The sequence below is a fragment of the Faecalibacterium sp. AM43-5AT genome, from assembly GCF_003603345.1.
In the GTDB taxonomy this organism is placed as follows: domain Bacteria; phylum Bacillota; class Clostridia; order Oscillospirales; family Ruminococcaceae; genus Faecalibacterium; species Faecalibacterium taiwanense.
In genome coordinates this window covers 78,572-104,456 of sequence record NZ_QVGZ01000003.1, presented here as the reverse complement: position 1 = coordinate 104,456, position 25,885 = coordinate 78,572, and the positions used below count along the sequence as shown (strand labels likewise).

The window sequence follows — 25,885 nt, the reverse complement described above, 5'->3', positions numbered from 1 at the left end:
GCACGAAAAAAAGAGCCGTGAAAGCGGCTCTTTTTTTGTTTACCATTTTACCGGTCGATCCAGCTGCGGAAGGCTTCGCGCACTGCACCCTCCCGTCCGCGCGGGATGGGGATGCGCGCACCGCTGCACATCTGCAGCTCGCCCGCCGTCAGCAGCTGTGCCGCCGCCAGATTGACCACATAGGAGCGGTGCGGCTGCAAAAAACGCCCGTCTTCCAGCAGCGGCTTTGCTACCTCGGCAAAGGACACCCGCAGCGAAAGGGACACCACATCCTCGCCGCTGAGCAGATGGAAGTGCACCACATGGTGGGTGCACTCCAGATATTCGATCTGTGCATAGGCCAGCGCCCGCATGCCTTCGGCGGTGGCAACGGTCATTGCCGGGCCGTACTCCGGCTCGGTGGCGCGGGCAAGCAGGGCCGAAAGCTCCTGCTGGTGTACCGGCAGAAGCAGATACTGCATGGCATCCACCCGGAAAGCGCTGTAGGCGTGGGCCGGTGTGCGGGCCGCAAAGGCCAGCGGAGCCCTGCGGCCCCGGCGGCGCAGCTCCGCAGCCGCCGAAAGCCCTGCCGGGGCCGCTACAGCGCCCAGCTCGATGAGATACAGGTCAAACCGTTCTCCCTCGGTGTCCCGGCGCAGCAGCGCATCTGCATCCGGCAGCTGCTGCACGATGCACGCATCCTGCCGCCGGGCAAAATATTCCATGCACTGGCGTTCCAGCCCGCTGCGCAAGGCCGCGTCCGGGCTGCATACCGCAATGTGAAATACCATCTCACATTCTCCTTTCCGCCAGCCGCCCGCCTTGATTTTTGCGCAGGGCTGGAGTATGATAAATAAAACTTTGCTGCATCGAAAAAAGAAAAAACGGAGGGACCCGCCATGCCGCAGCCGCTTGTCAGCGTTATTGTGCCCGCCTATAACGCGGCGGGCTTCATCTCCCGCTGTGTGGAGAGCATCACATCCCAGAGCTACCCGGAGCTTGAGATCCTTCTGCTGAACGACGGCTCCACCGACGACACCCTTGCTGTCTGCCGGAAGCTTGCTGCCGCCGACAGCCGCATCCGTGTGGTGGACAAGCCCAACACCGGCGCAGCAGACACCCGCAGCTGCGGCCTTGCCCTTGCCCACGGCGAATACATCCAGTTTGCGGACAGCGACGATCACCTGCTGCCGGGCTGCACCGCAAACCTGGTGGCTGCTATGCAGCGCAGCCATGCCGACCTTGTGCTGGCTCCCTATCGGATGATGGTGCCCCGCAAGGATGGCGGCTATGACACCCGGGAGTACAGCCTGCTGCCCGCCGGGGTGTACAACAAGGTGGATTACCTGTGGCAGCTCACCGGCAATGCCGCTGCCTTTTACTACGGCGTGCTCTGGAACAAGCTCTACCGCCGGGATCTCATCCAGATGGCGCACATCCGGTTCGAGCATGTGGTATACGCCGAGGACCAGCTGTTCAACACCCGGTATCTGCAGGTGGCACAGCGGTTTGCCGCCATCGACGAAGCCGCCTACTGCTACATCCAGAACCCGCAGAGCGTATGCCATACGCAGGTGAGCGCGGCGGACATGCTGCGCCACCGCAGCCGGATGTACCACACCTACAAGGAACTGTGCATCCAGCTGGGCGTGTACGATAAATTCCGCCTGCGGCTGCACGGCATCTATCTGAGCCTGTTTGAAAGCCCTCTGCCCAACGGCCCGGTGCAGAAACTTTCCGACGCATTTGCCCGCACCCACAGCCGCATCTGAGAAAAGGAGAACCTATGGAATTTCCCCTTGTAAGCATCATCGTGCCCATGTACAACACTGCCGGGTGCATTGCCCGCTGTGTCAAAAGCATCTGCGCCCAGACTTATAAAAGCATTGAGATCCTGCTGCTGAACGATGGCTCCACCGACGACACCCTTGCCGTCTGCCGCGCCCTTGCCGCCAGCGACCACCGCATTGCACTGGTGGATAAAACCAACACCGGCGCAGCGGATACCCGCAATCAGGGCATTGCGCTGGCCCACGGCAAATACATCCAGTTTGTGGACAGCGACGACTGGCTGGCCCCCGATTTTACGGAAAAGCTGGTCTCCGCCGCCGAGGCCCACACCGCCGATCTTGTGATCGCGCCCTTCTGGATGGTGTACCCGGAAAACTATGTGGAGCACATCCGCCCATGGGAAAAGGCGCTGCAGCATGTGCTCCAGCGCAATCCGCCCCGCACCCGGGCCTATGGCTATCTGCCTGCCGGGGTGTACACCGGACAGGAGTACGCAAAGCATCTGATCCAGAAGCCGAACACCTTCTACTATGGCAGTCCCTGCAACAAGCTCTACCGCCGTGACCTCCTGCGGAAGTACAGCCTCCATTTCCGCAAAGAATTGTTTGCGGAGGATCAGCTGTTCAACACCGAATATCTGCGTTTCGTGCACACTGCCGTTTCCATCCCGGACATCGGCTATTACTACCTGCAGAACGGCCAGAGCGTCTCCCACTCCAGAGTGACCACCGCCGATATCCTTCGGCTGCGGCGGCGGGTGATGGGCCTGTACAAGAGCATCTATACCGAACTGGGCATCTACCCGGAGACCCGGGCCGCCATCCTGCGTTCGCCCTTTGGCGAAAACGAGTTCACTCTTCCGCCGCTGGACACCCCACAGACGCACTGCTGCAAGCTGTGACCCTATAAAAAGCACCCGGCTGCCGCCGAGAGCCGCTCTGGCTCCTGCACGGCTCCGGGTGTTTTTTGCGCTTTCTCAGCAGCCGATGGCGGCACACTTCTCCGCCAGCCAGCTGCGCTCTTCGTCGTTCAGGTGCGGTGCCAGCTTTGCAAACACCTGACGGTGGTAATCGTTCAGCCATGCGATCTCGTCCTTATCCAGCACACCGGGCAGGATGGGAGAGGTGGCAATGGGCACGAACATCAGCGGTTCAAAACCAAGGAAGGTACCGTACTGGTTATCTGCCTTGTGGATGCACACCAGCTCGTTCTCGATGCGGATGCCCACGAGGTCGGTCTCGTAAACGCCCGGCTCATCGGTGACCACCATGCCGGGGCGCATCCGGGTGGTGTTGCGGCTGTTCAGGGCATGGGGGCCCTCGTGCACATTGCCCACAAAGCTGACGCTGTGGCCGGTGCCGCAGCGGTAGTTGATAAGGTTCCGCCACAGCGGTTCCCGGGCAATGGTGTCGATCATCTTACACTCGCAGTAATCCAGCCAGACGGCCTTGGCAAGGTCGATGTGGCTCTGCAGAGTCCATGTGTAGAAGCGCTTTTCGTCCTCGGTCAGCGGGCCAAGCGGGTAGGTGCGGGTGATGTCGGTGGTGCCGTCCATGTAGGTGGCACCGCTGTCCACCAGCAGAAAGCCCTTCTTTTCCAGCACAGCGTGATCTTCCGGGGTGGCGTGGTAGTGCATCATGGCTGCGTTGCCGCCGTAGGCCGCAATGGTGCCAAAGCTTTCCACGATGAATTTATCGGTGTTGCTGCGGTACTTGTGCAGAATTTCATCCACCGTCAGCTCGGTCAGGGTCTCACCGGCAGCAAGGCGGCTTTCCAGCTCGATCTGGAACCGCACCATGGCCACAGCGTCCCGGATATGGGCCTGCTTTGTGTGGGCAAGCTCTGTTTCGTTCTTCACGCCCTTCATCATCAGCAGCGGGTCGGTGCCGTCCTTCACGGTGAGGGCAGGGTTCTGCTCCAGCACCTGATACACGGCGTAGTTCACCGTGGCCGTCTCGGCCAGCACGGTCTGGGGTTCCGTCTCAGCAGCGAGGAACTTCAGAACATCGTCGTACTCCGCCAGCGTGATGCCGTTGGCTTCCAGCTCTGCCTTTGCCTCCGGGGTGACGCGGGCCGTGTTGATGAAGAGTACCGCGCGGCTTGGGGTCACATAGCAGTAGGCCATGGCATAGGGAGTGCACTCAATGTCCATGGCGCGCAGGTTCAAAAGCCATGCCAGATGATCCAGCTTGCCCACAAACTGAGCGGTGCAGCCCAGCTCCTTGAGCTTGCTGCGCAGCTGATCCAGCTTTTCCGCCGGGGAGAAGCCCGCATATTCCTTCGGCAGGATCCACGCTGGGGTATCCGGCAGGGCAGGGCGGCCCTCTGTCCACAGCTCGTCCTCAAGGTTCAGGGTCTTGATGGAAACGCCCTTCTTTTCCAGTGCCTTTTTCAGGTCGTTCACAAGGGCCGTGCTGGCGGTCAGGCCACACAGGCCCAGTGCTTCGCCCTCATTCAGGGCATTTGCGCAGTATTCCTCCACGGTGGGCACGCCGGGTTCCCCCATGCGCTGCAGCTTGATCTCAGTACCCGCAATTTCCTTCTCGGCCTGCACAAAATAACGGCCGTCGGCCCACAGGGCGCTCTCGGTGCGGGTGACCACGAAGTTGGAATTCTCGCCGTGGAACCCGGAGAACCAGGTCAGGCTGGTGTAATGGCAGGGCAGGTATTCGCTGGCGTGGGGATCCCCCACCGGGATCAGATAAACAGCCACGCCGTTTGCGGCCATGGCGGCACGCAGCGCGGCAAGGCGCTCGGGTACGGTATTCATGCTCATATGATTTGCTTCCTTTTCTCTCACCGGAAAGCCCGGCAGCGGTGCATTTCTGTTTGGCCTTATTGTATCATTCCGGGAAAAAGATTGCAATGCAGGGGGAACTCCCCCAGTCATCGCTGCGCGATGCCAGCCCCCTCGGAGATGGGGCCACTGGCGAAACCGGAAGCTTTTCCGTACTGCCAAAGGCTCCCTCTCTGAGAAGGACTTCCCCCAGTTGGGGGAAGATGTCACGCAAGTGACAAAAAGGGGAGCACTGGCACGGCAACAGCCGTGACGGAAGGAGTTGTTTTCTTCTTTTTTCTTGAAAACGCAACTTTCTTGCAAAAAATGTTACAATTTTTTCTTGAAAAAGGCGGTTTTCCCATTGACAGCCTTGTTATAATAGGAGTGTAAGTTTTTTGAGCCAGCACTCTGCGGCTCTGTGTGCTATTCGAAGAAAGAGGCAATTGAATCATGACCAAAATCGATATTTTCTCCGGCTTCCTTGGTGCCGGTAAAACTACCCTGATCAAAAAGCTCATCAAAGAGGCCTTTGCCGGCCAGCAGGTGGTGCTGATCGAGAACGAGTTCGGCGAGATCGGCATTGACGGCGGCTTTCTGAAGGAAAGCGGCATCCAGATCAACGAGCTGAACGCCGGCTGCATCTGCTGCTCTCTGGTGGGCGACTTCCGCACCGCCCTGCAGCAGGTGGTGGAGCAGTACCATCCTGACCGCATCGTGATCGAGCCCTCCGGCGTGGGCAAGCTCTCCGATGTGACCCGCGCTGTGGAAGGCGTGGCCGAGCATCTGGATGTGCAGCTGAACAGCTTTGTCACCGTAGCCGATGTGAACAAGGTGAAGATGTATATGAAGAACTTCGGCGAGTTCTACGACGACCAGATCAGCCACGCAAGCTGCATCCTGCTCAGCCGCACCCAGACCGCCAGCGAAGAGAAGATCGCCGCTGCGGTCGCCATGCTGCGCGAGAAGAACCCCACCGCTACCATCGTGACCACCGCATGGGACGAGCTGACCGGTGAGCAGATCCTGAAGGCCATGTCCACCAAGGACGACTTCAAGGCAGAGCTGATCGCCATGGCTGCAAAGGCCAATGAGGAGCACGCCCACGAGGACGAGGATGAAGAGCATCACCACCATCATCACCACGATCACGAGAACGGTGTGTGCAGCTGCGGCCATCATCACGATCACGATGATGATGACGACGAGGACGAGCACGAACATCACCACGATCACGATGAAGATGATGACCACGATGAGCATGAGCATGAGCATGAGCACCATCATCACCACGATCATGACGACCACGACCATTGCTGCTGCGGCCACCATCACGACCACGATGATGACGATGATGACGACGAGCACGAGCATCATCACGACCATGACGGCCACTGCTGCTGCGGCCATCACCACCATCATCATGACCACGATGCCGACGAGGTATTCACCAGCTGGGGCGTTGAGACGGCCCGCAAGTTCACCAAGGCAGAAGTGGAGCACGCCCTCACCGAGCTGGATACCGGCAATTACGGCATGATCCTGCGCAGCAAGGGCATCGTGAACGGCGGTGCAGACGGCTGGCTGGAGTTCGACTATGTGCCCGGCGAATGGGAAGTGCGTGCCCGCGGTGCAGATGTGGGCGGCAAGCTGGTCGTGATCGGCTCCAAGCTGAACGAAAAGGCCATTGCAGAGCTGTTCGGCTGCTGAGCTTAAAGTAAAAAGGAGAAACCATTCCTATGGCAAAAGAAATTCCGGTCTACCTGTTTGTGGGCTTTCTGGAAAGCGGCAAGACCAAATTCATTCAGGAGACCTTTGAAGACCCCAACTTCGACTCCGGCGACAAGACCTTGCTGCTGATCTGCGAGGAGGGCGAAGAGGAGTACAACGAGAAGAAGTTCGCCTTTCCCGGTGTGACCGTCAAGGTGCTGGAGGACAAGGCCGAGCTGAACCCGCAGAATCTGCTCAAGCTGGAAAAGGAATCCGGTGCAGGCCGCGTGGTCATTGAGTACAACGGCATGTGGCTTCTGCAGGATCTGGCCGAAGCTCTGCCCGAGAGCTGGATCGTGTACCAGTGCATCGCCACCGCCGACGGCACCACCGCCCTGACCTACGCCCGCGACAACTCCATGCGCAGCCTGCTGCTGGACAAGATCGCCCGCAGTGAGCTGATCGTGTTCAACCGCGCTGAGGCCGTGAACAACGATGCCGCCCGTCAGGAGCTGCACAAGCTAGTGCGTCAGGCTTCCCGCAAATGCGATATCGCCTACGAGTTTGCCGACGGCAGCGTGGCCTACGACGATATCCCTGATCCGCTGCCCTTTGACATCAACGCGGACATCATCGACATTCCGGATGACGATTTCGGCATCTGGTACATGGACTGTCAGGACGAGCCCCAGAAGTATACCGGAAAAACGGTCAAATTCCTTGCACAGGTGTGTCAGACCAACCGTGCCGGCAAGAACAGCTTCGTGCCGGGCCGTTTCGCCATGACCTGCTGCGTGCAGGACATCCAGTTCGTGGGCTTTCCCTGCAGCTACGATGGCTACAAGGCGCTGGAGCAGCGCGCATGGGTGCGGGTGACCGCAAAGGTAGGCTACAAGTTCCACAACATCTACCGCGGCAAAGGCCCGGTGCTCACCGCCATTTCGGTGGAGCCTGCCGAAAAGCCGCTGAACGATGTGGTAACATTCTCTTGATCTGATCTTTCAAGGAGGTCCTGGCATGAAAACACTGTTTCGTATCCTTGGCACGGCCGCTGCGGTAGCCGTTACCGGTGCTGCCATTGTGGCACTGGACAAGATCCTGAACCAGAAAGACCCGCTCCATGTGGAGGAGGTAGAATTCCCGGAGGACGCCGAGCAGAACGCTGAGGAAGCCGCCAAGACTGCCGAAGCCTACGCCGAAGCGGAAACCAAAGCCTCCGATGCTGCCAACGAAAAGGCTGCAGAAGAAGCTGCGCCGGAAGCTCCTGCCGAAGAAGCGGCAGCTGCTGCCCAGCCCGCCGAAGAAGCCGCTGCCCCGGCAGCACCCGCAGAGGGCGGTGAGAAGCCGGTGTTCGACCCGGAAGCTCCCAACCCGAACCCTGTGGAAGCAGGCCCCGCTGTTGCTCCCAAAGACGAGAGCGGAAAATTCGATCCCACCAAGATCGCCGAAGCCAGTGACTTTGGCGACTGGGAAGAACAGGGCTGCAAAGGATAACCTATGACCCAAAAAGGGACGATGTGATGTTCACATCGCCCCTTTTTTGTTATTCTCCTCTTGCCAGCTGCTGCAGCTTTTTCCTGTCCAGCACCTGCACGCCGCCCCGGAACAGCCGCACCCAGCCCTCCTGCGCAAAGTATTTCAGCATCCGGCTCACCACCTCGCGGGCAGACCCCATGTATTTTGCCATCTGGTCGTGGGTCATGCGTACCTCATCACCGCCGGTCTTGGCCAGCTCATCGGTAAGAAAAATGGCAAGCCTGCGGTCTGCGCTCATGAACAGCACCTGCTGCATGGTCCACATGCTGTCGGAAAAGCGCTCCGCCGTCATCTGGTAGGCGTAGCAGCGCACATGCACGTTCTGCTGCATCAGCCTGCGGAAAACGCCCGCGCTGATGCAGTAGGCCTCGGTGTCCTCTTCGGCATCAATATACAGGTCGATGTTCACCGAGTCCATCACGCAGGATGCCGACAGGATGCACACCTCCCCGCCGAACAGGCGGTAGAGCGTCACGTCCCGCCCGTCCTCCGAGAGCAGGTAGGCCCGCAGCTGGCCCGAGCGCAGCAGCAGGATGCCCACACAACTTTCCAGCGGGCTGTGCACCCTTGCCCCCTTTGCGTAGTGCACCGGACGGGTATAGCGGCAGAGCATGTCCTGTTCGTCGGGTGTCAGGTCGTTCCAGAAGGGAAAACCTTTGGCCAGACAATCGCGGTGTTCCTTTGTTGTTTCCGACATTGCTTTTCATCCTTTCCGCAGGGCCTTAGCGGCTTCAGTGCCCGCCTGCGCGCCCTCATACACGGCCTTTGCCACCTGCAGAAGGCCCCCGGTGCAGTCGCCCGCCGCATACAGGCCGGGCACGGTGGTCTGCATTTTTTCGTCCACCACGATGCGGTTCCCGTCCACCTCTGCGCCGATTTTCCTGGCCAGTGCGGTGCTGCCCGCCACGCCCAGTGCCACAAATACACCGCTGACAGGCAGCTGCACACCGCCAGACAGCTGCACGCCGGTGACAACGGTTTCGCCCAGAACAGCCTCCACGGCCTGCGGATAGACTGTGACCTCCGGCGGGAAGTCCGCCGTCAGCGGCGTGCCGTTGGTCAGCAGGGTGACGCTGTGCACCACCGGCAGCAGAGCCTGCACCTCGTGCAGGGCGTACTCGCCGCTGCCCAGCACCGCCACGTCCTTTCCACGGTAGAAAAAGGCATCGCAGGCGGCACAATAGCTCACGCCGTGCCCCTCCAGCCCGGCAAGGCCCGGAATGCGCGGCACCGCCCGGGATGCGCCCGTGGCAAGGATCACAGCGTCCGCCGGGTAATTTTTATCCACTGTTTCTACGGTGAGTTTATCCGTATAGGTCAGGCCCACGGCTTCGGCTGTGACGAATCTCACACCAAGGCGCTTTGCATTCTCGATGCTGCGGCGTTCCAGCTCCGCCCCGGAAACGGGCTGGGCAAAGCCGTAGTAGTTTTCAATTTTTTCGGCGCGGTCCAGCGCACCGGGGCCTTTGGTGAGCACCGTGGTATCCACACCGGCGCGGACAGCGTACAGCGCGGCGGATACGCCCGCCGGGCCGGAACCGATGATGACAATATTGGGCATAACATTCTCCTTTTATCATTTTCTTTAGTATACACCAAATTCCCCCAAACTTCTATGACCGGGTCGCAAAAATTGCGCTTTGCGGCGGCTGGCCGCTTTTCAAGCGGAAAAGAGTATGTTATACTGTTTCAGTTATCTGAATTTTCTGCCACGGAGGCTTATTTTATGACCAAGCAACGTATCCTTTTCATCACCACCGGCGGCACCATTGCCAGCGTACGCACTCAGCAGGGGTTAAAACCCGTGCTTACCAGCGAGGAGCTGCTTGCCCATCTGCCGGAATTGAAAGAACTGTGCTGCCCGGAAACGCTGGCGCTGTGCAGCATTGACAGCACCGACCTCGGGCAGGAGCACTGGCTCATGATGGCACGCGCTATCCAGGAAAACTACGCTTTATACGATGGTTTTATCATCTGCCACGGCACGGATACGCTGGCCTACTCTGCGGCGGCGCTCTCCTACCTGATTCAGAACGCGGATAAGCCCATCATCCTCACCGGCGCACAGCAGCCCATCTCCAACGAGATCACGGATGCCAAGAAAAATCTGCGGGACAGCGTGGTCTGCGCCATCGACCCGGGCAGCCGGGGCGTAATGGTGGTGTTTGGCGGGCACGTCATTGCGGGCACTCGTGCCAAGAAGAACAAGACCATCAGCTACGATGCCTTTGCCTCAGTCAACTTCCCGGAGCTGGCGCTGGTGCAGGGTGACCGGCTGGTGCGGTACATTTCCTCGCCGTGGCCCACCGGCCCGGTGGAGTTCAGCCGTGTGCTGGACCCGAAGGTGTTCCTGCTCAAGCTGACCCCGGGCATGTCCCCGGCGCTCATCCCGGAGATCTTCCGCCTGTACGACTGCGTCATCGTGGAAAGCTTCGGCGTGGGCGGCATTCCGCAGCAGCTGATGGATGCCTTTTCCGAAGGCCTGGGCGACTACGAGACCACCCATAAGGTGCTCATCATGACCACGCAGGTCACCTACGAGGGCAGCGACGTGGGCGTTTACGAGGTGGGCAAGCGGGTGAAGAACCGCTTCCGTTTTCTGGAAGCCCACGATATGACCATCGAGGCCGTAGTGACCAAAAGCATGTGGCTGCTGGCGCAGAACTGCGAAAGCTTTGACCAACTGCAGCAGCGGTTCTACCGTCAGGTGAACTTTGACACCTTCTATCACTGAGGATAAAGCCGCCGGGCAGGCCAGTGCTTGCCCGGCGGTTTTGCCTGTGCACCCTTGCGCCGGGAGGGCTGCGGTGTTACACTAGACAAAAAGGGAGGCGCATCTTACTGTGTGGTTCGTGTTTGCACTGGGCAGTGCCGTGTTTGCGGCCCTTACCTCCATCCTGGCCAAGATCGGCATCCAGGGGGTCAACTCCACCCTGGCCACCGCCATCCGCACGGTGGTGGTGCTGGTCATGAGCTGGGGCATGGTGTTCCTCACCGGGACCCAGGGCGGCGTGGGGGATATCTCTCGCCACAGCTGGCTGTTTTTGATCCTTTCCGGCCTGGCCACCGGGGCCAGCTGGCTGTGCTATTACCACGCTTTGCAGATCGGGGCCGCCTCCAAGGTGGTTCCGGTGGACAAGCTCAGCGTGGTGATCACCCTGGCTTTGGCCTTTGTGATCCTGAAGGAACCCTTTACCGCCAAAAACCTGGTGGGCTGTGCCCTGATCACCGTCGGCACCCTGTTTATGGTGCTGTAAAGCCGCCCTACAAAAAATGCGCCCGGGATACTCCCGGGCGCATTTTTTATTCCGACAGCCGCTGCCGGGTCTTGTTCATCAGGTCCAGCTCCGGCATCAGCTCATCGCTGATGATGGTGAGCATCTGCTCCAGCTTGTCCACGTCCTCTTCCGGGAATCGCCTGCGCACCCGCTCGATCACGGTGCTCAGATAGGAATAGCTGATGTTGTAGTAATCGATATACTTCTGGGTGGGACGCAGGTGGTACTCGCGCCGGTCGGTGGTGGACTGGATCTTTTCCACATAGCCCTTCTTCACCAGACTGCCGATCTTATACGCCGCGTTGGGGGTGGAAATCTGCATCATGCGGGAAAACTCCGCAATGGTGGGTTCGCCCATAGCCATGATGCCCTCCATGCAGAAGGACTCCACCGTGGTCAGCGTGGCTTCGCGGGTGGCAAAACGCTGAAAAACATTCTGGTAGAAATGCAGCTTGAATTTGGTGTATACGTCCTGAAATGCCTGTTCCAGCATAGGTCGTGTGCCTCCGATAGTTCATTTTATTTAAAAATACCACGTTTTGGCCGCGGCGCAAAGCGAAACAGCTGAAATTTTGGCAGGAATTTATTCTGCTGCCTTTTTGTTCGTGCGCACACGGATCACGCTGAGCACCACCAGCTCTACGGCAATGGCAACGGCCAGCAGGATCAGCGAGGTGAACAGGCTGCCGTTGGCACCCAGAAAAGCCTGTGCAATGCCTGTGATGACATAGCACACTGCCGCGCAGGAAGCCGCCGTAATGGCGTAGGGCAGCTGGGTGGACACATGGTTCACATGGCTGCAGTGGGCACCGGCGGATGCCATGATGGTGGTGTCCGAGATGGGGGAGCAGTGGTCGCCGCAGACGGCACCGGACAAGCAGGCCGCAATGGAAATGACCAGCATCTCGCCCTCCGGGAAGGCATGGCACACGATGGGGATGAGGATGGAGAAGGTGCCCCAGCTCGTGCCGGTGGCAAAGGCAAGGAACACCGCCACAAGGAAGATGATGACCGGCAGCATGTACTGCAGCGCTGCAGCAGAGCCACTCAGCAGGTTGGCAACGTAATATTTTGCGCCCAGCAGGCCGGTCATGCCGGACAGGGTCCATGCGAGGGAGAGGATCAGCATGGGGCTGACCATGGCCTTGAAGCCCTCGGGAATGCAGGCGGCAAAGTCTTGAAAGGTCATCACATTGCGCACGCGGTAGAACACAAAGGTGAACAGCAGGGCAATGCTGCTGCCCAGCACCAGACCTGCAGAAGCGTTGCAGTCCGCAAAGGCGGTAACGAAGTCCACGCCCTCAAAGAAGCCGCCGGTGTAGATCATGCCGAAGATGCAGGCCGCGATCAGCACCAGCACCGGGGCGATCAGGTCCGCCACATGGCCGCAGGTATCGGTGCCATCGTCCACATCGTTGCCGTAGGGACGGTCGGCGGTGGTAAACAGGTCGCCGTTTCTGGCGTTGTCCTCGTTGAGCTTCATGGAGCCAAAGTCCGTGCCGGTGAAGATGAGGAACAGGCTCATCACGATGGTGAGCAGGGCATAGTAGTTATAAGGAATGGTGCGCAGGAACATGGTAAAGCCATTGATGCCGGAGCCTTCGGGCACGCTGGAAGTGACCGCAGCTGCCCAGCTGGACACGGGTGCAATGATGCACACCGGGGCCGCAGTGGCGTCGATCAGGTAGGCCAGCTTTGCGCGGGACACCTTCTGCCGGTCGGTGACGGGGCGCATGACAGAGCCCACGGTCAGGCAGTTGAAGTAGTCGTCCACAAAGATCATCACGCCCAGCAGCAGGGTGGCAAACTGCGCACCGGCCCGGGAGTGGATGTGGGTGGAGGCCCAGCGGCCAAAGGCGGCAGAGCCGCCGGCCTTGTTCATCAGGGCCACAAGGATGCCCAGCATGACAAGGAACACCAAAATGCCCACGTTGCTGCTGTCCGAGAGCTTGGCGACCATGCCGCCGTCTTCGTTGAAGAACAGGGTGTTGATGGCCAGCTCCAGATTGCCGTTGGCATACAGCAGTGCACCGGATGCGATGCCCACCAGCAGGGAGGTGTACACCTCCTTGGTGTTCAGCGCCAGCACAATGGCGATCACCGGCGGCAGCAGCGAAAAGATGGTGCTGTACACCGCACAGGTATAGGTGGACGGGTCCGCGATCTTGCCGGGCGTTGCCGCTGTGCACCACAGCAGCAGGGCAAACACCAGCAGAGCTGCGAACCATGAAAGGTTCTTATTTTTCATAACGGATTCCTCTTTTTTCAAATTTCCGGGGATGCATACCCCTCTTTGCGCAGGAAAAACTATCCCCATCGAATGCAAAGGGAGGTGTGCGCCGCGCCGGACTATAAAGCGATGTATTTTGAGCTGTTCCGGGCCAGCGTGCAGGCCACCCAGCTCTTGCAGGACGCGCAGAAGCGTGCCGAGCAGCACCTGCTGGAAGCTGACCCGCCGCCGATACGATTGGAGCAAACAGAGCAAACGGATGAAGAATAGTTTTCTTCGGTCAGCGTCCTCGCCCTCTCAGTCTCGCATACGCTCGACAGATTCCCCCTTTTGCCGCTTATGCGGCATCCGTTCCCCTCTTTGTCACCTACGGTGACATTTCTCCCCGGCCGGGGAGAATCTGTCCCGGCCGGGGGGAAGTCTTTCCTCAAAGTGGGAGCCTTTGGCAGTACGGTAAAGTTCCCAGTTTTGCCAAGGGCTCTCCCCTTGGGAGAGCTGGCACCGAAGGTGACTGAGAGGGCGAGCCCGTTTGCCTTTTAGCCCTTCTTTGCCTCCGCCTTGGCGGCGAACTTTGCGTCGTTCACCACAAAGCGCTCGTGGGTGCCGCCGCCTACAGGGCCTTTTTCATCGCGCAGGGCCACCTTGAAGGTGAGCTTGCGGCCTTCCACAGCCACCAGCTCGCTCTCGCAGGTAACGGTCATGCCCACAGGGGTGGGGGCAGTGTGCTCCAGCTCAAGCTTTGTGCCCACCGAGCCATTGCCTTCGCCCAGCGCGTCGGCCACGCTCATCCAGCAGGTCTTTTCCGCCAGAGCCACAAGGGCCGGGGTGGCAAACACCTCCAGCGTGCCGCTGCCCATGGTCTTTGCGGTATTGGCTGCGGTGACGAGCACGCTCTGTTCCCCGCGGATACCGGTTTCCAATGTCATATACTTTCCTCTCCTTTTGCGCGCCGTATGGCGCATTTTATTTTTGAACACCTTTATAAGATACCACATTTTGCACCAGAACGCACCCTATTTTGCACTTTTTTGTGAATTTCTCTTTTTCTTTTTGCGCAAACGGGCTGCCAAGTCCTCTCTCTTTGGGAGAGGTGACACCGAAGGTGACGGAGAAGGCGAGGACACTGACCATGCGGCGACCTCTTTTTTGTTTTCGCCTTTCCTCCAATCCGCATCCTTATTGCGATTCAAAAACGCAAATTTTCTGCGTTTTAAGGCAAATTTCATCAATTTAGAGCAGACGCTGAAAATCTTTAAAAAAGCCTTGACAAGGAGCATTCCGCGTGCTACTATGAACACATGAACAAGCGTTCATGTGAATCCACAGCGAAGGGAGATGTCAACATGGCGGAAATAAAGGAAGCAATGCCCGCGCCGCAGCCGGAAGCCTTGGATATGCCGGACGACGAGGTGCTGTACGAGCTGGCCGACCTGTTCCGGGTGTTCGGCGACTCCACCCGCATCAAGATCCTGTATGCACTGCACGACAACGAGCTGTGCGTGCAGGACATTGCAAACGCCGTGCAGCTGAGCCAGTCGGCGGTGAGCCATCAGCTGCGGGTGCTCAAGGATTCCAAGCTCGTGCGGTTCCGGCGCGAGGGCAAAACCGTTTACTACGCACTGGACGATGACCATGTGCGCAGCATCCTCTCCATGGGGATGGATCATATCGAAGAATAACGAAAGGCTGGTATTACTTATGAAGAAGAGCTACAAGATCGAAGTGGACTGCGCAAACTGCGCTCAGAAGATGGAAGACGCTGCCAACACCGTTGCAGGCGTGGCAAGTGCTACCGTCAGCTTTATGACCCAGAAGATGAAGGTGGAGTTCTCTGAAGGTGCAGACCCCCACGACACCATGGTGAACGTTCTTGCCGCCTGCAAGAAGGTGGAGGACGACTGCGAGATCTTTGACATCTAAGTGCATTTTCTCCCTTCAAAATGCCCCGCTCCCCTTCGGGGGAGTTTTTTATAGGGAATGTTTTTCGTGTTGAAAAATCAGACAGTTTTCAACAGTTTCCACTCAGTTTTCAACACCATTTGCGGAAAAGGCGTAAAATAAACGTGGAAAAGCGCTTTTACGCCTGAAAAACTGTGTGGAAAACACGGGTAAAACCGTGGAATATCCATTTTTATGGGGAAAAGTTGTTGAAATCCCCGCCCGCCGCAGCGTGATGCGGCCCATGGATCCCACAAAAGGAGAGTTTTGTATGAACAAAAAGCAGAAAAAGAACCTGCAGCGCATCATCATTGCGCTGATTTTGGTGCTCATCCTCAAGCTTTTGCCCCAGTTCCCCACGCCGGTGGAGCTGGTACTGTACTGCATCCCGTATCTGGTGGTCGGCTGGGACGTGCTGCGCAAGGCACTGCTTGGCATCAAGAACCGTCAGCCCTTTGACGAGTGCTTTCTGATGGCCGTTGCCACTGTGGGTGCATTTGCACTGGGCGACTACGTGGAGGGCTGTGCCGTTATCATCTTCTACCAGATCGGCGAGCTGTTCCAGAGCGTGGCCGTGGGCAAGAGCCGGCAGAGCATTTCCAGCCTGATGGACATCCGCCCGGACTACGCCAACATTGAGGGTGAGGACGGCAGGCTGGAGCAGGTGGACCCGGACGATGTGGAGATCGGCACCGTGATCGTGGTCCAGCCCGGTGAGCGCGTGCCCATCGACGGCGTGATCGTGGAGGGCGCTTCTGCCCTGAACACCGCCGCCCTGACCGGCGAGAGCCTGCCCCGCGATGTGCAGACCGGCGATGAGGTCATCAGCGGCTGCGTGAACATGACCGGCCTGCTGAAGGTAAAGACCACCAAGGAATTCGGCGAATCCACCGTTTCCAAAATTCTGGATCTTGTGGAAAATTCCAGCATGAAGAAGGCCCGCGCCGAGAACTTCATCACCCGTTTTGCCCGCGTGTACACCCCCGCCGTGTGCTATGGCGCACTGGCTCTGGCCTTTATCCCGCCCATCGTGCTGCTGCTCATGGGCCAGCCCGCCCGCTTTGGTGACTGGGTCTACCGTGCCCTGACCTTCCTTGTTATCAGCTGCCCCTGCGCACTGGTCATCAGCATTCCCCTGAGCTTCTTCGGCGGCATCGGCGGTGCATCTGCCTGCGGCATTCTGGTCAAGGGTTCCACCTATCTGGAAGAGCTGGCCCGCACCGGCATCGTCGTGTTCGACAAGACCGGCACCCTGACCCAGGGCACCTTTAAAGTGACCGGCATCCGCCCCGCAGAGGGCACCAGCGAGGAGCAGCTGGTGGAAGCTGCCGCGCTGGCCGAGAGCTGGTCCAAGCACCCCATCTCCCTCAGCATCAAGGCCGCTTACGGCAGGGAGATCGATCCGAACCGTGTCACCGATGTGCAGGAGCTGGGCGGCCACGGCGTGACCGCCAAGGTGGACGGCAGGACCATTGCTGCCGGCAACGCCCGCCTGATGGAAAAGCTGGGCCTGAAGGCTCCCGCCGTCAGCGAGACCGGCACCATCGTGCATGTGGCCATCGAGGGCATGTACGCCGGTTATCTTCTGATCGCCGATGTGGTGAAGCCCCACAGTGCACAGGCCATCCGGGGCCTGAAGGACGCCGGTGTGCGCAAGACCGTGATGCTGACCGGCGATGCCGAGCCGGTTGCAAAGGCCGTTTCCGCAGAGCTTGGGCTGGATGAATACCATGCGGGCCTGCTGCCGGGCGACAAGGTAGACCAGATCGAAACGCTGCTCGCTGCAAAGCGGCCCAAAGAGAACCTTGCCTTTGTGGGCGACGGCATCAACGATGCCCCGGTGCTGTCCCGTGCCGATGTGGGCATTGCAATGGGCGCTCTTGGATCTGACGCTGCCATTGAGGCCGCTGACGTGGTGCTGATGGACGACGACCCCGCCAAGATCGCACTGGCCATGCGCATTGCCCGCCGCACGTTACGCATCGTGTACCAGAACATCGTGTTTGCACTGGCCATCAAGTTTGCCTGCCTTGTGCTGGGTGCGATCGGCATGGCCAGCATGTGGACCGCCATCTTTGCCGATGTGGGCGTGATGGTGCTGGCTGTGCTCAACGCCACCCGTGCCCTGTACACCAAGGATCTGGCGAAAAAGAATGAACCGTAAAAAACAGTGCCGGACAGCCTGAAAACTGTCCGGCACTGTTTTTATATATGAGGTGCATACAGGCGTTCTATTTCATGCACAAGCTCCGGTTCTTTTTCGATATCAAATTTTCTGGCAAACATGCAGGGCGATGCTTTCAGCTGTTCCAGATCAGCGTATTTCCAGACCCACGGATTGCCTCTGTCCCAATCGATGGCACGGGCACTGGTATCACCCGGCCCCTGATAGATCTTATCCTGATACGGCGACTGCACGATCAGTGTCTGCACAAAGAACTCGTCCGAGCAAAAGGTCTTGTCCAGCACCTGCAGGATCCACTCTTCTTTTGTCAGCAGATACCGTGCAAAGCCATCCGTGCAGCTGAACCATTGACTGCCCTTTGTGAAGTGAACGTCCTGATTGCGCTTTATTCTCAGCAGCTTCTGGCCCGACAGCAGGATTCCATTGATCACGCCGAGCACCGGATGGCGGCGCAGATCGATATTCTGAAAAAAGTGCCGGTAATAAACGCGCTCATCATTGAACGGGCTGAATGGGTGCGGGTCGAAATGAACAAATTCCATGTCCGGGTTTGCCTCAAAGAATGCGCGGATATCTTCCGGTGGCTGAATCGGCAGATCTGCACCGGAGATCAGGTGGTAATGCTGGTATGGGCCATGATCTACCGCTGCCTTGAGCAATACAAACTCTGCCTTTACTAAAGTAATACCACCCCAAACAGCGCTCGTTCTCTGTGCGTGGAAAACCTTGGCATATTTTACATATCGTTCAACGGTTTCTGGCTGGTAGTTTTCATTCTTGCTGTCCATATGGATGAAAATATCATTCCACGGTGCATCCAGCATCCGAAGCAAAGTCCAAAACATCTCATTGCACTGATGTGCCATAAGCATGTACGCCTGTTTTTCACTTGTTTCCATCGTTTTCTCCTCTTACTTCTGCACCGCATTTTCATTTTATTATAACAGAATCCTCTTTGAAAACAATCCTACCACCCCTTTTTTACAGCACAAAGCCGCTGCTTTCCCTTGCAGAGGGAGAGCGGCGGCTTTGTTTGGGTATGGAGAAAATGGAGGAGGTCTCAAAGTTCATCCGCGGAATGCGGCGGTATACACCGCCACCACCTCGTCGCGGGTGGGGGTGATCTGGTTGGTAGACATGCAGGTGTCGTGCAGCGCAAGCTCTGCCAGCGCGGCAAAATCGGTGGGGTCCACCTTGTTCAGCTGCGCAAGATTGGCGGGGATGCCCACGCCTGCACTGAGCTGACGGACAAACTGGATCACTGCCGGTGCGGCAGTGTCCGGGGTAAAAGTGCCCTGCAGGCCCATGGCAGCGGCAATGGTCATGAACCGCTCCCGGCACACCGGGCTGCGGCTGTTGAAGGCCAGCACGTAGGGCAGCAGCACCGCATTGCACACACCGTGGGGCAGGTTGTAGTGTCCGCCCAGCGCGTGTGCCATCGCATGCACCATGCCAAGGCCCGCGTTGGAGAAAGCCATGCCTGCCACATTTTCGGCGTAGGCCATCATGGTGCGGGCGGCTTCATCCTGACCGTTGGCAACGGCCCGGGGCAGGTTCTGCACGATCGCCTGCATGGCCCAGTAGGCATCCTTGTCCGTGAGCGGGTTGGCGTTTTTGGAAAGCGCCGCCTCGATGGCGTGGGTCAGCGCGTCCATGCCGGTGGCTGCGGTGAGCTTGGGCGGCATGGAGGACATGAAGTCGGTGTCGTTCACCGCAATGCTGACCATGCAGTTGGGGTCCACCATGGCCATTTTACTGTGGCGGACAGGGTCAGTGACGATGTAGAAGGAGGTGCACTCGCTGCCGGTACCGGCGGTGGTGTTCACCGCCACGATGGGCAGGCCGGGCTTGGAGGACTTGTTCTCGCCCTCGTACTGTTCCACGGTACCGCCGCAGGCCACCACGATGCTGGCTGCCTTAGCGGTATCGATGGCGCTGCCGCCGCCCAGAGCCACCAGCAGCTGCACCTGCAGGGTACGGGCTGCGGCAATGCAGTCGTTCACCACCTGTACGGTGGGGTTGGGCTGCACATTGTAGTACACGGCGTACTCCACACCGGCATCGGACAGTACCTGACCGACCCGGGCAGCGGCACCGGAATCATAGAGAAAGCGGTCCGTCACCAGCAAAGCACGGCGGATGCCCATCTTCTGAAGCTCCGGTCCCAGAAGACGGATGGCACCCTTGCCAAAAAAGCTGGTCTTGACGGCGTTGATGCGTTCTGCCATGTGTTCACCCTCCGCTTACTGTGCCTGACCGCAGACGATCTGCACCGGGTCCCAAATGGAACAGGACGAGGAGGAATAGACGAAATCCACCTGACCCAGTGCTTCCACGGTCATGCCGGCGCGGATGGCAACGGCAATGGCGTTGATGCGGGCCGAAACATTCTTTTCTCCCCATGCCTGCGCACCCAGCACCTGACGGGTATTGGCCTCATACACCAGCTTGATGGTGATGCGGTGGGGGTTCGGGCAGATGCCCGGACGGTCGGTGCCGGTGGCCATTGCACTCTTGACCCGCAGACCGGCCTTGCGGGCCTCGGTCTCGGTCAGGCCGGTGCGGGCGATCTCCAGATCCGCCACCTTCAGGCTGCTGGTGCGCAGAGAGCCGTCGCGGCAGGCTGCGCAGTCGCCCACGGCATAGAGATTGGGCACACTGGTGGCAAGGTCGGCACCAATGAGCACAGCGCCATTGGGTGCCAGCTGCGCCCCGGTACTGGCCAGCAGGCCGGTGTTGGGGGTAACGCCGATGGCTACCACGCAAAGGTCACAGGGGTAGGTGCCGCGGTTGGTCTGCACCTGCTCCACGAAGGTGCGGCCCGGGAAGGAGCGCACCTGCTCGCCCAGATTGAACTGCACGCCCTGCGCTTCCAGCTCCTTCTGGATCAGCTTGCTCACCTCAGGGTCAAACTGGGGCAAAAGCTGCTGCTCTTTTTCAATGATACGCACATTGCGGCCCAGCTTGAGGAAGGACTTTGCGATCTCCAAACCGGCCCAGCTGCCGCCCAGGATCACGATGTCCCGCACATAGGGGGTGCGGACGAACTCCTTGAGGAAGATCAGATCTTCCACGGTCTTGAGGGTCTGCACGCCCACGCGGTCACTGCCGGGCACCTGCGGCACACGGTTGGAAGAACCGGTGGCCAGCACCAGCTTGTCGTAGTGGTCTTCAAACACGCGTCCGGTGGCAAGATCACATACCGTCACCTTGCGGGCGGCTGCGTCGATGCCGCGCACCTCATGGCGCAGATGTGCGGTGATGCCCTGCGCGTTCAGCTCAGTCTCCTTGGCCTGAATGGCCTTGTTCAGGCTGTCCAGGTCCTCGCACAGGTAATGGGGCAGGCCGCCGGTGCCGCAGGAGTAGAAGCCGCCTTTTTCGTAGACGGTGATCTGCGCTCCGCGCTGGGCGGCGGCAAGTCTGGCGGCGGCCGAAACCCCGGCGGCAATGCTGCCGATGATAATAATTTTCATTGTTTAAGCCTCACGATCCCGCCGGGAGGAAGCCCCTCTCTGCGGCAAAACTTGCAGGGTGTTACTTACTCAGGGTGGGAGGATTGTCCACGATGCCCACGATGAAAGCATCAATGGGCGACGGATGGTCCAGACCATGCTGGGTGGTCTCGTCGGTGGTGACCAGAACCATCTCGCCTACACCCGCGCCGATGTTGTCGCCCGCCACGATGGTATCCTTTTTGGAGCCGAACACCGGCTCCACCAGCAGGAACTTATAGCCTACAAGCTCCGGCATTTTGCGGGTGGCGACAACGGTCCCCTTGACGATCCCTAAAATCATAGCTTACTCCTCTTTGCCCAGCACGGTGACCAGCTGCCCCTGCTTGAGCAGGAAGGCATTGCCATCGTCCGTGTCGATGTGAAAATCCAGTGCACATTTGTCGTTTGCGCGGATCAGCACCCCGCCCATCACGCCCGGCTTGGGGCCGTCGATCTTTACCTGCACGCGGTCGCCGTCGGCAAGGCCGAAGGCAGCTGCCTGTGCAGGGGTCATATGGATGTGGCGGTCGGCGATCATCACGCCCTCCGGCACAGTCAGGGTGCCATTGGGGCCGCGCAGGGTCACGCCCGGCGTACCCTTCGTATCCCCGCTGGAACGCACCGGCGCTTTGATGCCGATGTTGCGGCAGTCAGTCTGCGCCAGCTCGATCTGGGTGGCACTGCGCTCCGGGCCAAGGATGCGGACATGCTTCAGTTCGCCCTTGGGGCCGATGATGTCCAGACATTCCTCGCAGGCAAACTGGCCGGGCTGGCTCAGCGCCTTTTTGGGGGTGAGCTGGTAGCCATAGCCGAACAGCTTGTCCACATCATCGCGGGTAAGGTGGATGTGCCGCATCGAGATGCCTACCGGCACCTGACGGCTGCGCTTTTGCAGCTCTGCCTGCACGGCCTGCGTGATCAGGAGCAGCAGCTGTTCCTGACTGATGTCATGGTAAACCAAGGCACAGCGCTCCTTTCTTATGCAGCGTCAGCGCAGTTCTCAGCGCAGCTCAGGCATGCACTCGGACACGCTTGCGTGCGGGCGGGGAATGACCAGTGCGCTGACCACTTCGCCAATGCGGGAAGCAGCGGTCTGGCCTGCCTCAACAGCAGCCTTCACAGCGCCAACGTCGCCCTGCACGAACACGGTAACAAGGCCTGCGCCGATCTTCTCCTGACCCACCAGAGAGACATCTGCGCTCTTCAGCATGGCATCGGCTGCCTCGATGGAAGCGGTCAGGCCGTTGGTCTCGATCATGCCCAGAGCGGCATCCAGCGGCACCTGCTCGCCTGCGGGCAGGCCGGACTTGCCGGTCGCGGGGCCCTTGGCGGGCATGATGCGGGCCAGATCTGCGTGGGGACGTGCAATGACGTTGACGCAGAACAGCTCACCCACGCGGGAAGCAGCCTCTTCGCCAGCCTCGGTAGCAGCCTTGACAGCGCCCACCTCGCCGGTAACGATCACGGTGGTCAGACCGGCACCGATGGTGTCGGAACCAATGAACTCAACGTCAGCAGCCTTCAGCATTGCATCGGTAGCGTCGATGTTGCCAACCAGACCCTTCGTCTCGATAAAACCCAGAGCTTTCATAAGTTGTTCCTCCTGTCAGAACACTGAAAAAATTGTATGTGATGGTTTCGTCCTTCAAAAACTCAGATGATGCGCAGCCCGCCCTCGGCCAGCATGCAGCGGCGGCGGCGGCAGAAGCTCTTTGCGCAGGTGATGCCCTCGCCGGTGGGGCCGGCAATGGTCATGGTGCAGTGGCCCTCGCCGCCAATGCCAACACCGGCCTTGGTGGCGCTGTTCTTTACGTAGATGGTGGTCTCAATGACCCGGGCAAAGCGGGTCATGTGGTCCACATCCTTGGAGAAGATGGAAGCAGTGTGGCGGTTGCCGTGCTCGGCCACCACGGCATCTTCCACAGCCTGTTCAAAGCTCTGGCAGCGCACGATGGGCAGCACCGGCATCATCTGCTCCACCAGAACGAACGGATGGTCGGCAGGCACCTCGCAGATGGCAAGGCGGCAAGTATCCGGCACATGCACGCCGATGGTCTCCAGAATGCGGGCGGCATCCTTGCCCACCCACTTTTTGTTCACCTCGTGGCCGCCGCCCTTCTTGGGCTGCAGCACGATGTTCACCAGCTGTTCGGTCTGGGCCTTGTTCAGCAGGTAGGCACCCTGCTTCTGCAGCTCGTGCAGCAGGCCGTCGTAGGCGGTGTTCACGGCGAACACTTCCTTCTCTGCAAAGCAGAGGATGTTGTTATCGAACGAAGCGCCCTCGTAGATCTTGCGGCCTGCCAGCTCGATGTCTGCGGTCTCGTCCACGATGACGGGCGGGTTGCCTGCACCGGCACCGATGCACTTTTTGCCGCTGCGCAGCAGGGCGTTCACCATGCCCATGCCGCCGGTGCCTGCCATCAGGCGGATCTTGGGGTTTGCGGCCATCTTGTCCACATTCTCCATGGTCGGCTCACGGGTCATGGTAATGAGGTTTGCAGGGCCGCCCGCCTCGATGATGGCGGTATTCAGCGCCTGCAGGCAGTCGGCAGACACCCGCTTTGCGCGGGGGTGCACGTTGAACACCACGGTGTTGCCGCCTGCGATCATGCTGATGGTGTTGTTGATGATGGTCTCGGTAGGGTTGGTGGTGGGGGTGATGGAGCAGATTACACCAAAGGGTGCGTACTCTTCCAGCATCAGGCCCGCGTCACCGCTCTTGGCTTCGGTGGTCAGGCATTCGGGGCCGGGGGTCTTGTTGATGACGGCCAGATGTTTTTCCACCTTGTCCTCATAGCGGCCCATGCCGGTCTCTTCCACGATCTTGTGGCACCACTCCTCCACATGTGCGCGGGCACAGCGGCGGATGGCTTCAATGATGCGCTGGCGGTCCTCGATCTTGTAGTTGGCCGCCCAGTCGCGCTGGGCCTTCCATGCAGCCTCCACTGCGTCGTCTACGTTCTCGAACACGCCGCGGTCGCCTGCTGCACCGCCGGGTGCAGCGGTATAGGCTGCAGGGGCGGCGCTTGTCTGTGCACCGCCCATACCGGCAAGCACCTGCTTGACGATCGCTTCAATTTCCTGCGAACTGATATCCATGGTTTTCGTTCCTTTCCGTAAAGGTCATATCCGTTGGATCAAACGAAACTTTTTGTTATTGAAAACTCTTCAGCGTCCGGCGGATGACCTCGGCCATTGCGGCATCGCGGGCATTTGCGGACTTCGGTGCGGCCGGGGCCGCTGCCGTTGCAGGGACTGCCGCAGGCTGTGCGGCGGGCACCGGGGCAGGGGCAGGAGCCGCCTGCTGTTTGGGCAGGGTGGGCAGCGCCATGCCCGGCTGGATCAGCCCGGTAACGCCCGGCAGGCTCACCGGCTGGGCAGGCTGTGCGGAGGGTACTGCCATTGCCACAGGCTGTGCAGCGGGCTGAGCCATGGGCTGCACGGCAGGTGCGCCGCACTTGCTGCAGCCGGTGCAGTGACCGCCGCAGCTGCCGCATTTGGAGCAGCCTGCGCAGCCCAGCTTTGCGGTGACGGCTGCGTAGTAATCCAGTGCTTCCACCAGATGGGCCGCATCTGCCGGGGTCTTGCCCCAGGTCAGGCAGCCGTCATCTTCCAGCAGAACAGCCTTATCGGTGCGGCACAACAGGCTGACAGCCTGTGCCTGTGCGTCCACGTTCTGGGCAGGCAGCAGCTGCACCCGCCCCAGCGCCCGCACGGCGGGGCTGAACGCTGCAGGCTGCACGGTCTGGCCCTGCATCCCCATCACAGCCGCGCAGGCCGGATAGGTGTGCATCACGCACTGGGCGTTCTCGTTTTCCTGATAGATCTTCAGATGGATGGGCAGGTCTTCGGGCAGGGGCTTGGGCTTTGCGCTGAGCATCGCCTTGCCATTCATATCCACGCGCACCAGCATATCCTGCGTGAGCGCGGCCTTGTCGGCACCGGCAACGGTCACCCACACGGCCTGCGGGCCGACGCGGACGCTCATGCTGCCGTCACCGGCCACCAGCCAGCCCTTGGCTTCCAGCCGACGGGCCATCTCGATGATGGCTTTTTTTGCCTCAAAGTCTGAGAGGTAAGCAACGCCTTGAATCACCATACGTTTCTTTCCTCCTTTTTAACGGCGCAGCGGCGGGATCTTGAGCATGGCGCGCACTTCGTCGGGTGTCATGGGCATCATGCCCTTGGACTTTACGATGTCCGACACCTTTGCGATCAGCGCTGCGTTGTTGTCCACATGGACACCCGGCGCGATCATGTCCGAATCCTCAAAGCCGATGCGCACGGTGGAAGCGCCCATATCCAGCGCAGTCTTGACCATTTCCCAGTCCTCGCGGTGGGCCTGCGTGTAGCCCCACAGGTAGTCGCCATTGGGGAAGTTCTCTTCCAGCGCCTGGATCATGTGGCGCAGGGCCGGCACCGTGGCAGGCATCTCGCCGCCATGGCCGAACACCAGTGCAAACAGGATGGGTTTTACAAAGTGGAACTTGTCGTTCAGTTCCCGCACGGTGTTGATCATGCCCAGCTCAAAGACCTCGGTCTCCGGGATCTTCTTGTTGTCCATGATGGTCTTGACGCAGTACTCCACATCCTTGATGGGGTTCTGGTACACCGAGGTGCCCAGATTCACCGAGCCGACATTCAGGCTGTTGGCTTCCACCCAAGAGGGGTAACAGGGCTGCACACGCTCCTCAATGGTCAGGTTGGACACGCCGCCGGTGGAGATCTCCACCACGATGTCGCACATCTCGCGGATGTAGGCCACCGTTTCTTCCAGCAGGCTCAGATCCGGGGTGAGGTTTCCGTTCAGGTCGCGGCAGTGCAGATGCACCATGGACGCGCCGTTTTTGTAGCACTCATACACATCCCGGGCAATGGCCCGCGGATTGATGAGAATGTCTGTGGCCGCAACGGGGGCCACGGAGATCATGATTTTTTTCATTGGATGAACACTCCTTGCATGTCGCA

General features: G+C 59.5%; 27 protein-coding genes and 2 pseudogenes. 11 read left to right on the top strand and 18 right to left on the bottom strand.

Features of this window, described 5'->3' with window-relative positions:
* Positions 1 to 47 precede the first annotated feature (47 nt).
* Positions 48 to 770: a LytTR family transcriptional regulator DNA-binding domain-containing protein gene (locus DW937_RS05685; RefSeq protein ID WP_118527571.1), complete on the bottom strand. Its 723-nt coding sequence runs from the start codon at positions 768 to 770 to the stop codon at positions 48 to 50.
* 108 nt (positions 771 to 878) lie between these two features.
* Between DW937_RS05685 and DW937_RS05680 the strand changes: the two genes are divergently transcribed.
* Both DW937_RS05680 and DW937_RS05675 read left to right on the top strand, forming a co-directional pair.
* A complete protein-coding gene (locus DW937_RS05680; protein WP_097774548.1) occupies positions 879 to 1,751 on the top strand; it encodes a glycosyltransferase in 873 nt (290 codons plus the stop codon).
* A 14-nt stretch (positions 1,752 to 1,765) separates the two neighbouring features.
* Entirely contained in the window at positions 1,766 to 2,671 is a 906-nt protein-coding gene (locus tag DW937_RS05675; RefSeq protein WP_120120385.1) for a glycosyltransferase family 2 protein, read from the top strand.
* 75 nt (positions 2,672 to 2,746) lie between these two features.
* Here DW937_RS05675 and DW937_RS05670 read toward each other — a convergent pair whose 3' ends face one another.
* Positions 2,747 to 4,546, bottom strand: a complete 1,800-nt coding sequence (locus tag DW937_RS05670) for an aminopeptidase P family protein (RefSeq protein ID WP_120120384.1) — start codon at positions 4,544 to 4,546, stop codon at positions 2,747 to 2,749.
* A gap of 453 nt (positions 4,547 to 4,999) precedes the next feature.
* Between DW937_RS05670 and DW937_RS05665 the strand changes: the two genes are divergently transcribed.
* The 3 genes from DW937_RS05665 to DW937_RS05655 are packed head-to-tail and all read left to right on the top strand — an operon-like array spanning position 5,000 to position 7,750.
* Positions 5,000 to 6,256, top strand: coding sequence for a CobW family GTP-binding protein (locus DW937_RS05665; RefSeq protein ID WP_120120383.1), 1,257 nt, complete (start codon positions 5,000 to 5,002; stop codon positions 6,254 to 6,256).
* Positions 6,257 to 6,285: 29 nt separating this feature from the next.
* Positions 6,286 to 7,248, top strand: coding sequence for a GTP-binding protein (locus DW937_RS05660; RefSeq protein WP_097774543.1), 963 nt, complete (start codon positions 6,286 to 6,288; stop codon positions 7,246 to 7,248).
* A gap of 25 nt (positions 7,249 to 7,273) precedes the next feature.
* Positions 7,274 to 7,750, top strand: coding sequence for a hypothetical protein (locus tag DW937_RS05655; protein WP_120120382.1), 477 nt, complete (start codon positions 7,274 to 7,276; stop codon positions 7,748 to 7,750).
* Between the two features lie 49 nt (positions 7,751 to 7,799).
* On the opposite strand, the gene DW937_RS05650 is transcribed toward DW937_RS05655, so the two are convergent.
* Both DW937_RS05650 and DW937_RS05645 read right to left on the bottom strand, forming a co-directional pair.
* The gene (locus DW937_RS05650; protein ID WP_005943776.1) at positions 7,800 to 8,489 is read right to left on the bottom strand and encodes a Crp/Fnr family transcriptional regulator; all 690 of its coding nucleotides are present in this window, start codon (positions 8,487 to 8,489) and stop codon (positions 7,800 to 7,802) included.
* Positions 8,490 to 8,495: 6 nt separating this feature from the next.
* A complete protein-coding gene (locus DW937_RS05645; protein WP_120120381.1) occupies positions 8,496 to 9,353 on the bottom strand; it encodes an NAD(P)/FAD-dependent oxidoreductase in 858 nt (285 codons plus the stop codon).
* Positions 9,354 to 9,518: 165 nt separating this feature from the next.
* Between DW937_RS05645 and DW937_RS05640 the strand changes: the two genes are divergently transcribed.
* Entirely contained in the window at positions 9,519 to 10,526 is a 1,008-nt protein-coding gene (locus tag DW937_RS05640) for an asparaginase (protein WP_120120380.1), read from the top strand.
* Between the two features lie 109 nt (positions 10,527 to 10,635).
* The gene (locus tag DW937_RS05635; RefSeq protein WP_120120379.1) at positions 10,636 to 11,049 is read left to right on the top strand and encodes an EamA family transporter; all 414 of its coding nucleotides are present in this window, start codon (positions 10,636 to 10,638) and stop codon (positions 11,047 to 11,049) included.
* Positions 11,050 to 11,095: 46 nt separating this feature from the next.
* Here the strand turns inward: DW937_RS05635 and DW937_RS05630 are convergent, their stop codons facing one another.
* Together DW937_RS05630 and DW937_RS05625 are read right to left on the bottom strand one after the other, a co-directional pair.
* On the bottom strand, positions 11,096 to 11,563 hold the full coding sequence (locus DW937_RS05630) for a MarR family transcriptional regulator (protein WP_120120378.1): 468 nt from the start codon (positions 11,561 to 11,563) through the stop codon (positions 11,096 to 11,098).
* 90 nt (positions 11,564 to 11,653) lie between these two features.
* Positions 11,654 to 13,318, bottom strand: a complete 1,665-nt coding sequence (locus tag DW937_RS05625) for a Na+/H+ antiporter NhaC family protein (protein ID WP_120120377.1) — start codon at positions 13,316 to 13,318, stop codon at positions 11,654 to 11,656.
* Positions 13,319 to 13,429: 111 nt separating this feature from the next.
* Between DW937_RS05625 and DW937_RS14885 the strand changes: the two genes are divergently transcribed.
* A complete protein-coding gene (locus DW937_RS14885) occupies positions 13,430 to 13,570 on the top strand; it encodes a hypothetical protein (protein ID WP_165852896.1) in 141 nt (46 codons plus the stop codon).
* Between the two features lie 266 nt (positions 13,571 to 13,836).
* On the opposite strand, the gene DW937_RS05615 is transcribed toward DW937_RS14885, so the two are convergent.
* Both DW937_RS05615 and DW937_RS14880 read right to left on the bottom strand, forming a co-directional pair.
* Positions 13,837 to 14,226 carry a hotdog domain-containing protein gene (locus tag DW937_RS05615; RefSeq protein ID WP_120120375.1) on the bottom strand — a complete coding sequence of 130 codons (390 nt, stop codon included), beginning with the start codon at positions 14,224 to 14,226 and terminating at the stop codon, positions 13,837 to 13,839.
* A 37-nt stretch (positions 14,227 to 14,263) separates the two neighbouring features.
* Positions 14,264 to 14,431, bottom strand: coding sequence for a hypothetical protein (locus DW937_RS14880; RefSeq protein ID WP_165852895.1), 168 nt, complete (start codon positions 14,429 to 14,431; stop codon positions 14,264 to 14,266).
* A 212-nt stretch (positions 14,432 to 14,643) separates the two neighbouring features.
* Between DW937_RS14880 and DW937_RS05610 the strand changes: the two genes are divergently transcribed.
* The 3 genes from DW937_RS05610 (at position 14,644) to DW937_RS05600 (ending at position 17,402) form a co-directional block, all read left to right on the top strand.
* On the top strand, positions 14,644 to 14,979 hold the full coding sequence (locus DW937_RS05610; RefSeq protein ID WP_044953513.1) for a metalloregulator ArsR/SmtB family transcription factor: 336 nt from the start codon (positions 14,644 to 14,646) through the stop codon (positions 14,977 to 14,979).
* A gap of 19 nt (positions 14,980 to 14,998) precedes the next feature.
* On the top strand, positions 14,999 to 15,220 hold the full coding sequence (locus tag DW937_RS05605) for a cation transporter (protein WP_097774536.1): 222 nt from the start codon (positions 14,999 to 15,001) through the stop codon (positions 15,218 to 15,220).
* Between the two features lie 289 nt (positions 15,221 to 15,509).
* Complete coding sequence (locus DW937_RS05600; RefSeq protein ID WP_120120374.1) at positions 15,510 to 17,402, top strand: heavy metal translocating P-type ATPase; 1,893 nt, start codon at positions 15,510 to 15,512, stop codon at positions 17,400 to 17,402.
* A 41-nt stretch (positions 17,403 to 17,443) separates the two neighbouring features.
* Here DW937_RS05600 and DW937_RS05595 read toward each other — a convergent pair whose 3' ends face one another.
* The 10 genes and pseudogenes from DW937_RS05595 to DW937_RS05555 all read right to left on the bottom strand — a co-directional run bounded on the left by DW937_RS05595 (position 17,444) and on the right by DW937_RS05555 (position 25,859).
* Positions 17,444 to 18,322 carry a beta-1,6-N-acetylglucosaminyltransferase gene (locus DW937_RS05595; RefSeq protein ID WP_120120373.1) on the bottom strand — a complete coding sequence of 293 codons (879 nt, stop codon included), beginning with the start codon at positions 18,320 to 18,322 and terminating at the stop codon, positions 17,444 to 17,446.
* 168 nt (positions 18,323 to 18,490) lie between these two features.
* Entirely contained in the window at positions 18,491 to 19,651 is a 1,161-nt protein-coding gene (locus DW937_RS05590; RefSeq protein ID WP_118527547.1) for an iron-containing alcohol dehydrogenase, read from the bottom strand.
* A gap of 15 nt (positions 19,652 to 19,666) precedes the next feature.
* Positions 19,667 to 20,896 (bottom strand): FAD-dependent oxidoreductase, encoded by a 1,230-nt coding sequence (locus DW937_RS05585; RefSeq protein WP_120120372.1) that lies wholly within the window; start codon positions 20,894 to 20,896, stop codon positions 19,667 to 19,669.
* A 61-nt stretch (positions 20,897 to 20,957) separates the two neighbouring features.
* The gene (locus tag DW937_RS05580) at positions 20,958 to 21,218 is read right to left on the bottom strand and encodes a EutN/CcmL family microcompartment protein (RefSeq protein WP_005939597.1); all 261 of its coding nucleotides are present in this window, start codon (positions 21,216 to 21,218) and stop codon (positions 20,958 to 20,960) included.
* Between the two features lie 3 nt (positions 21,219 to 21,221).
* Positions 21,222 to 21,878, bottom strand: coding sequence for a phosphate propanoyltransferase (locus tag DW937_RS05575; protein ID WP_120120371.1), 657 nt, complete (start codon positions 21,876 to 21,878; stop codon positions 21,222 to 21,224).
* Positions 21,879 to 21,917: 39 nt separating this feature from the next.
* Positions 21,918 to 22,172 (bottom strand): annotated as a pseudogene (locus DW937_RS15040) (BMC domain-containing protein); the annotation flags it as partial.
* A 72-nt stretch (positions 22,173 to 22,244) separates the two neighbouring features.
* Positions 22,245 to 22,508: pseudogene (locus DW937_RS15035) on the bottom strand (BMC domain-containing protein); the annotation flags it as partial.
* A 62-nt stretch (positions 22,509 to 22,570) separates the two neighbouring features.
* Positions 22,571 to 24,016: an aldehyde dehydrogenase family protein gene (locus DW937_RS05565; RefSeq protein WP_097781116.1), complete on the bottom strand. Its 1,446-nt coding sequence runs from the start codon at positions 24,014 to 24,016 to the stop codon at positions 22,571 to 22,573.
* Positions 24,017 to 24,071: 55 nt separating this feature from the next.
* The gene (locus DW937_RS05560) at positions 24,072 to 25,016 is read right to left on the bottom strand and encodes a class II aldolase/adducin family protein (protein ID WP_120120370.1); all 945 of its coding nucleotides are present in this window, start codon (positions 25,014 to 25,016) and stop codon (positions 24,072 to 24,074) included.
* Positions 25,017 to 25,034: 18 nt separating this feature from the next.
* Positions 25,035 to 25,859, bottom strand: coding sequence for a 3-keto-5-aminohexanoate cleavage protein (locus tag DW937_RS05555; protein ID WP_097774529.1), 825 nt, complete (start codon positions 25,857 to 25,859; stop codon positions 25,035 to 25,037).
* Between the last annotated feature and the right edge of the window lie 26 nt (positions 25,860 to 25,885).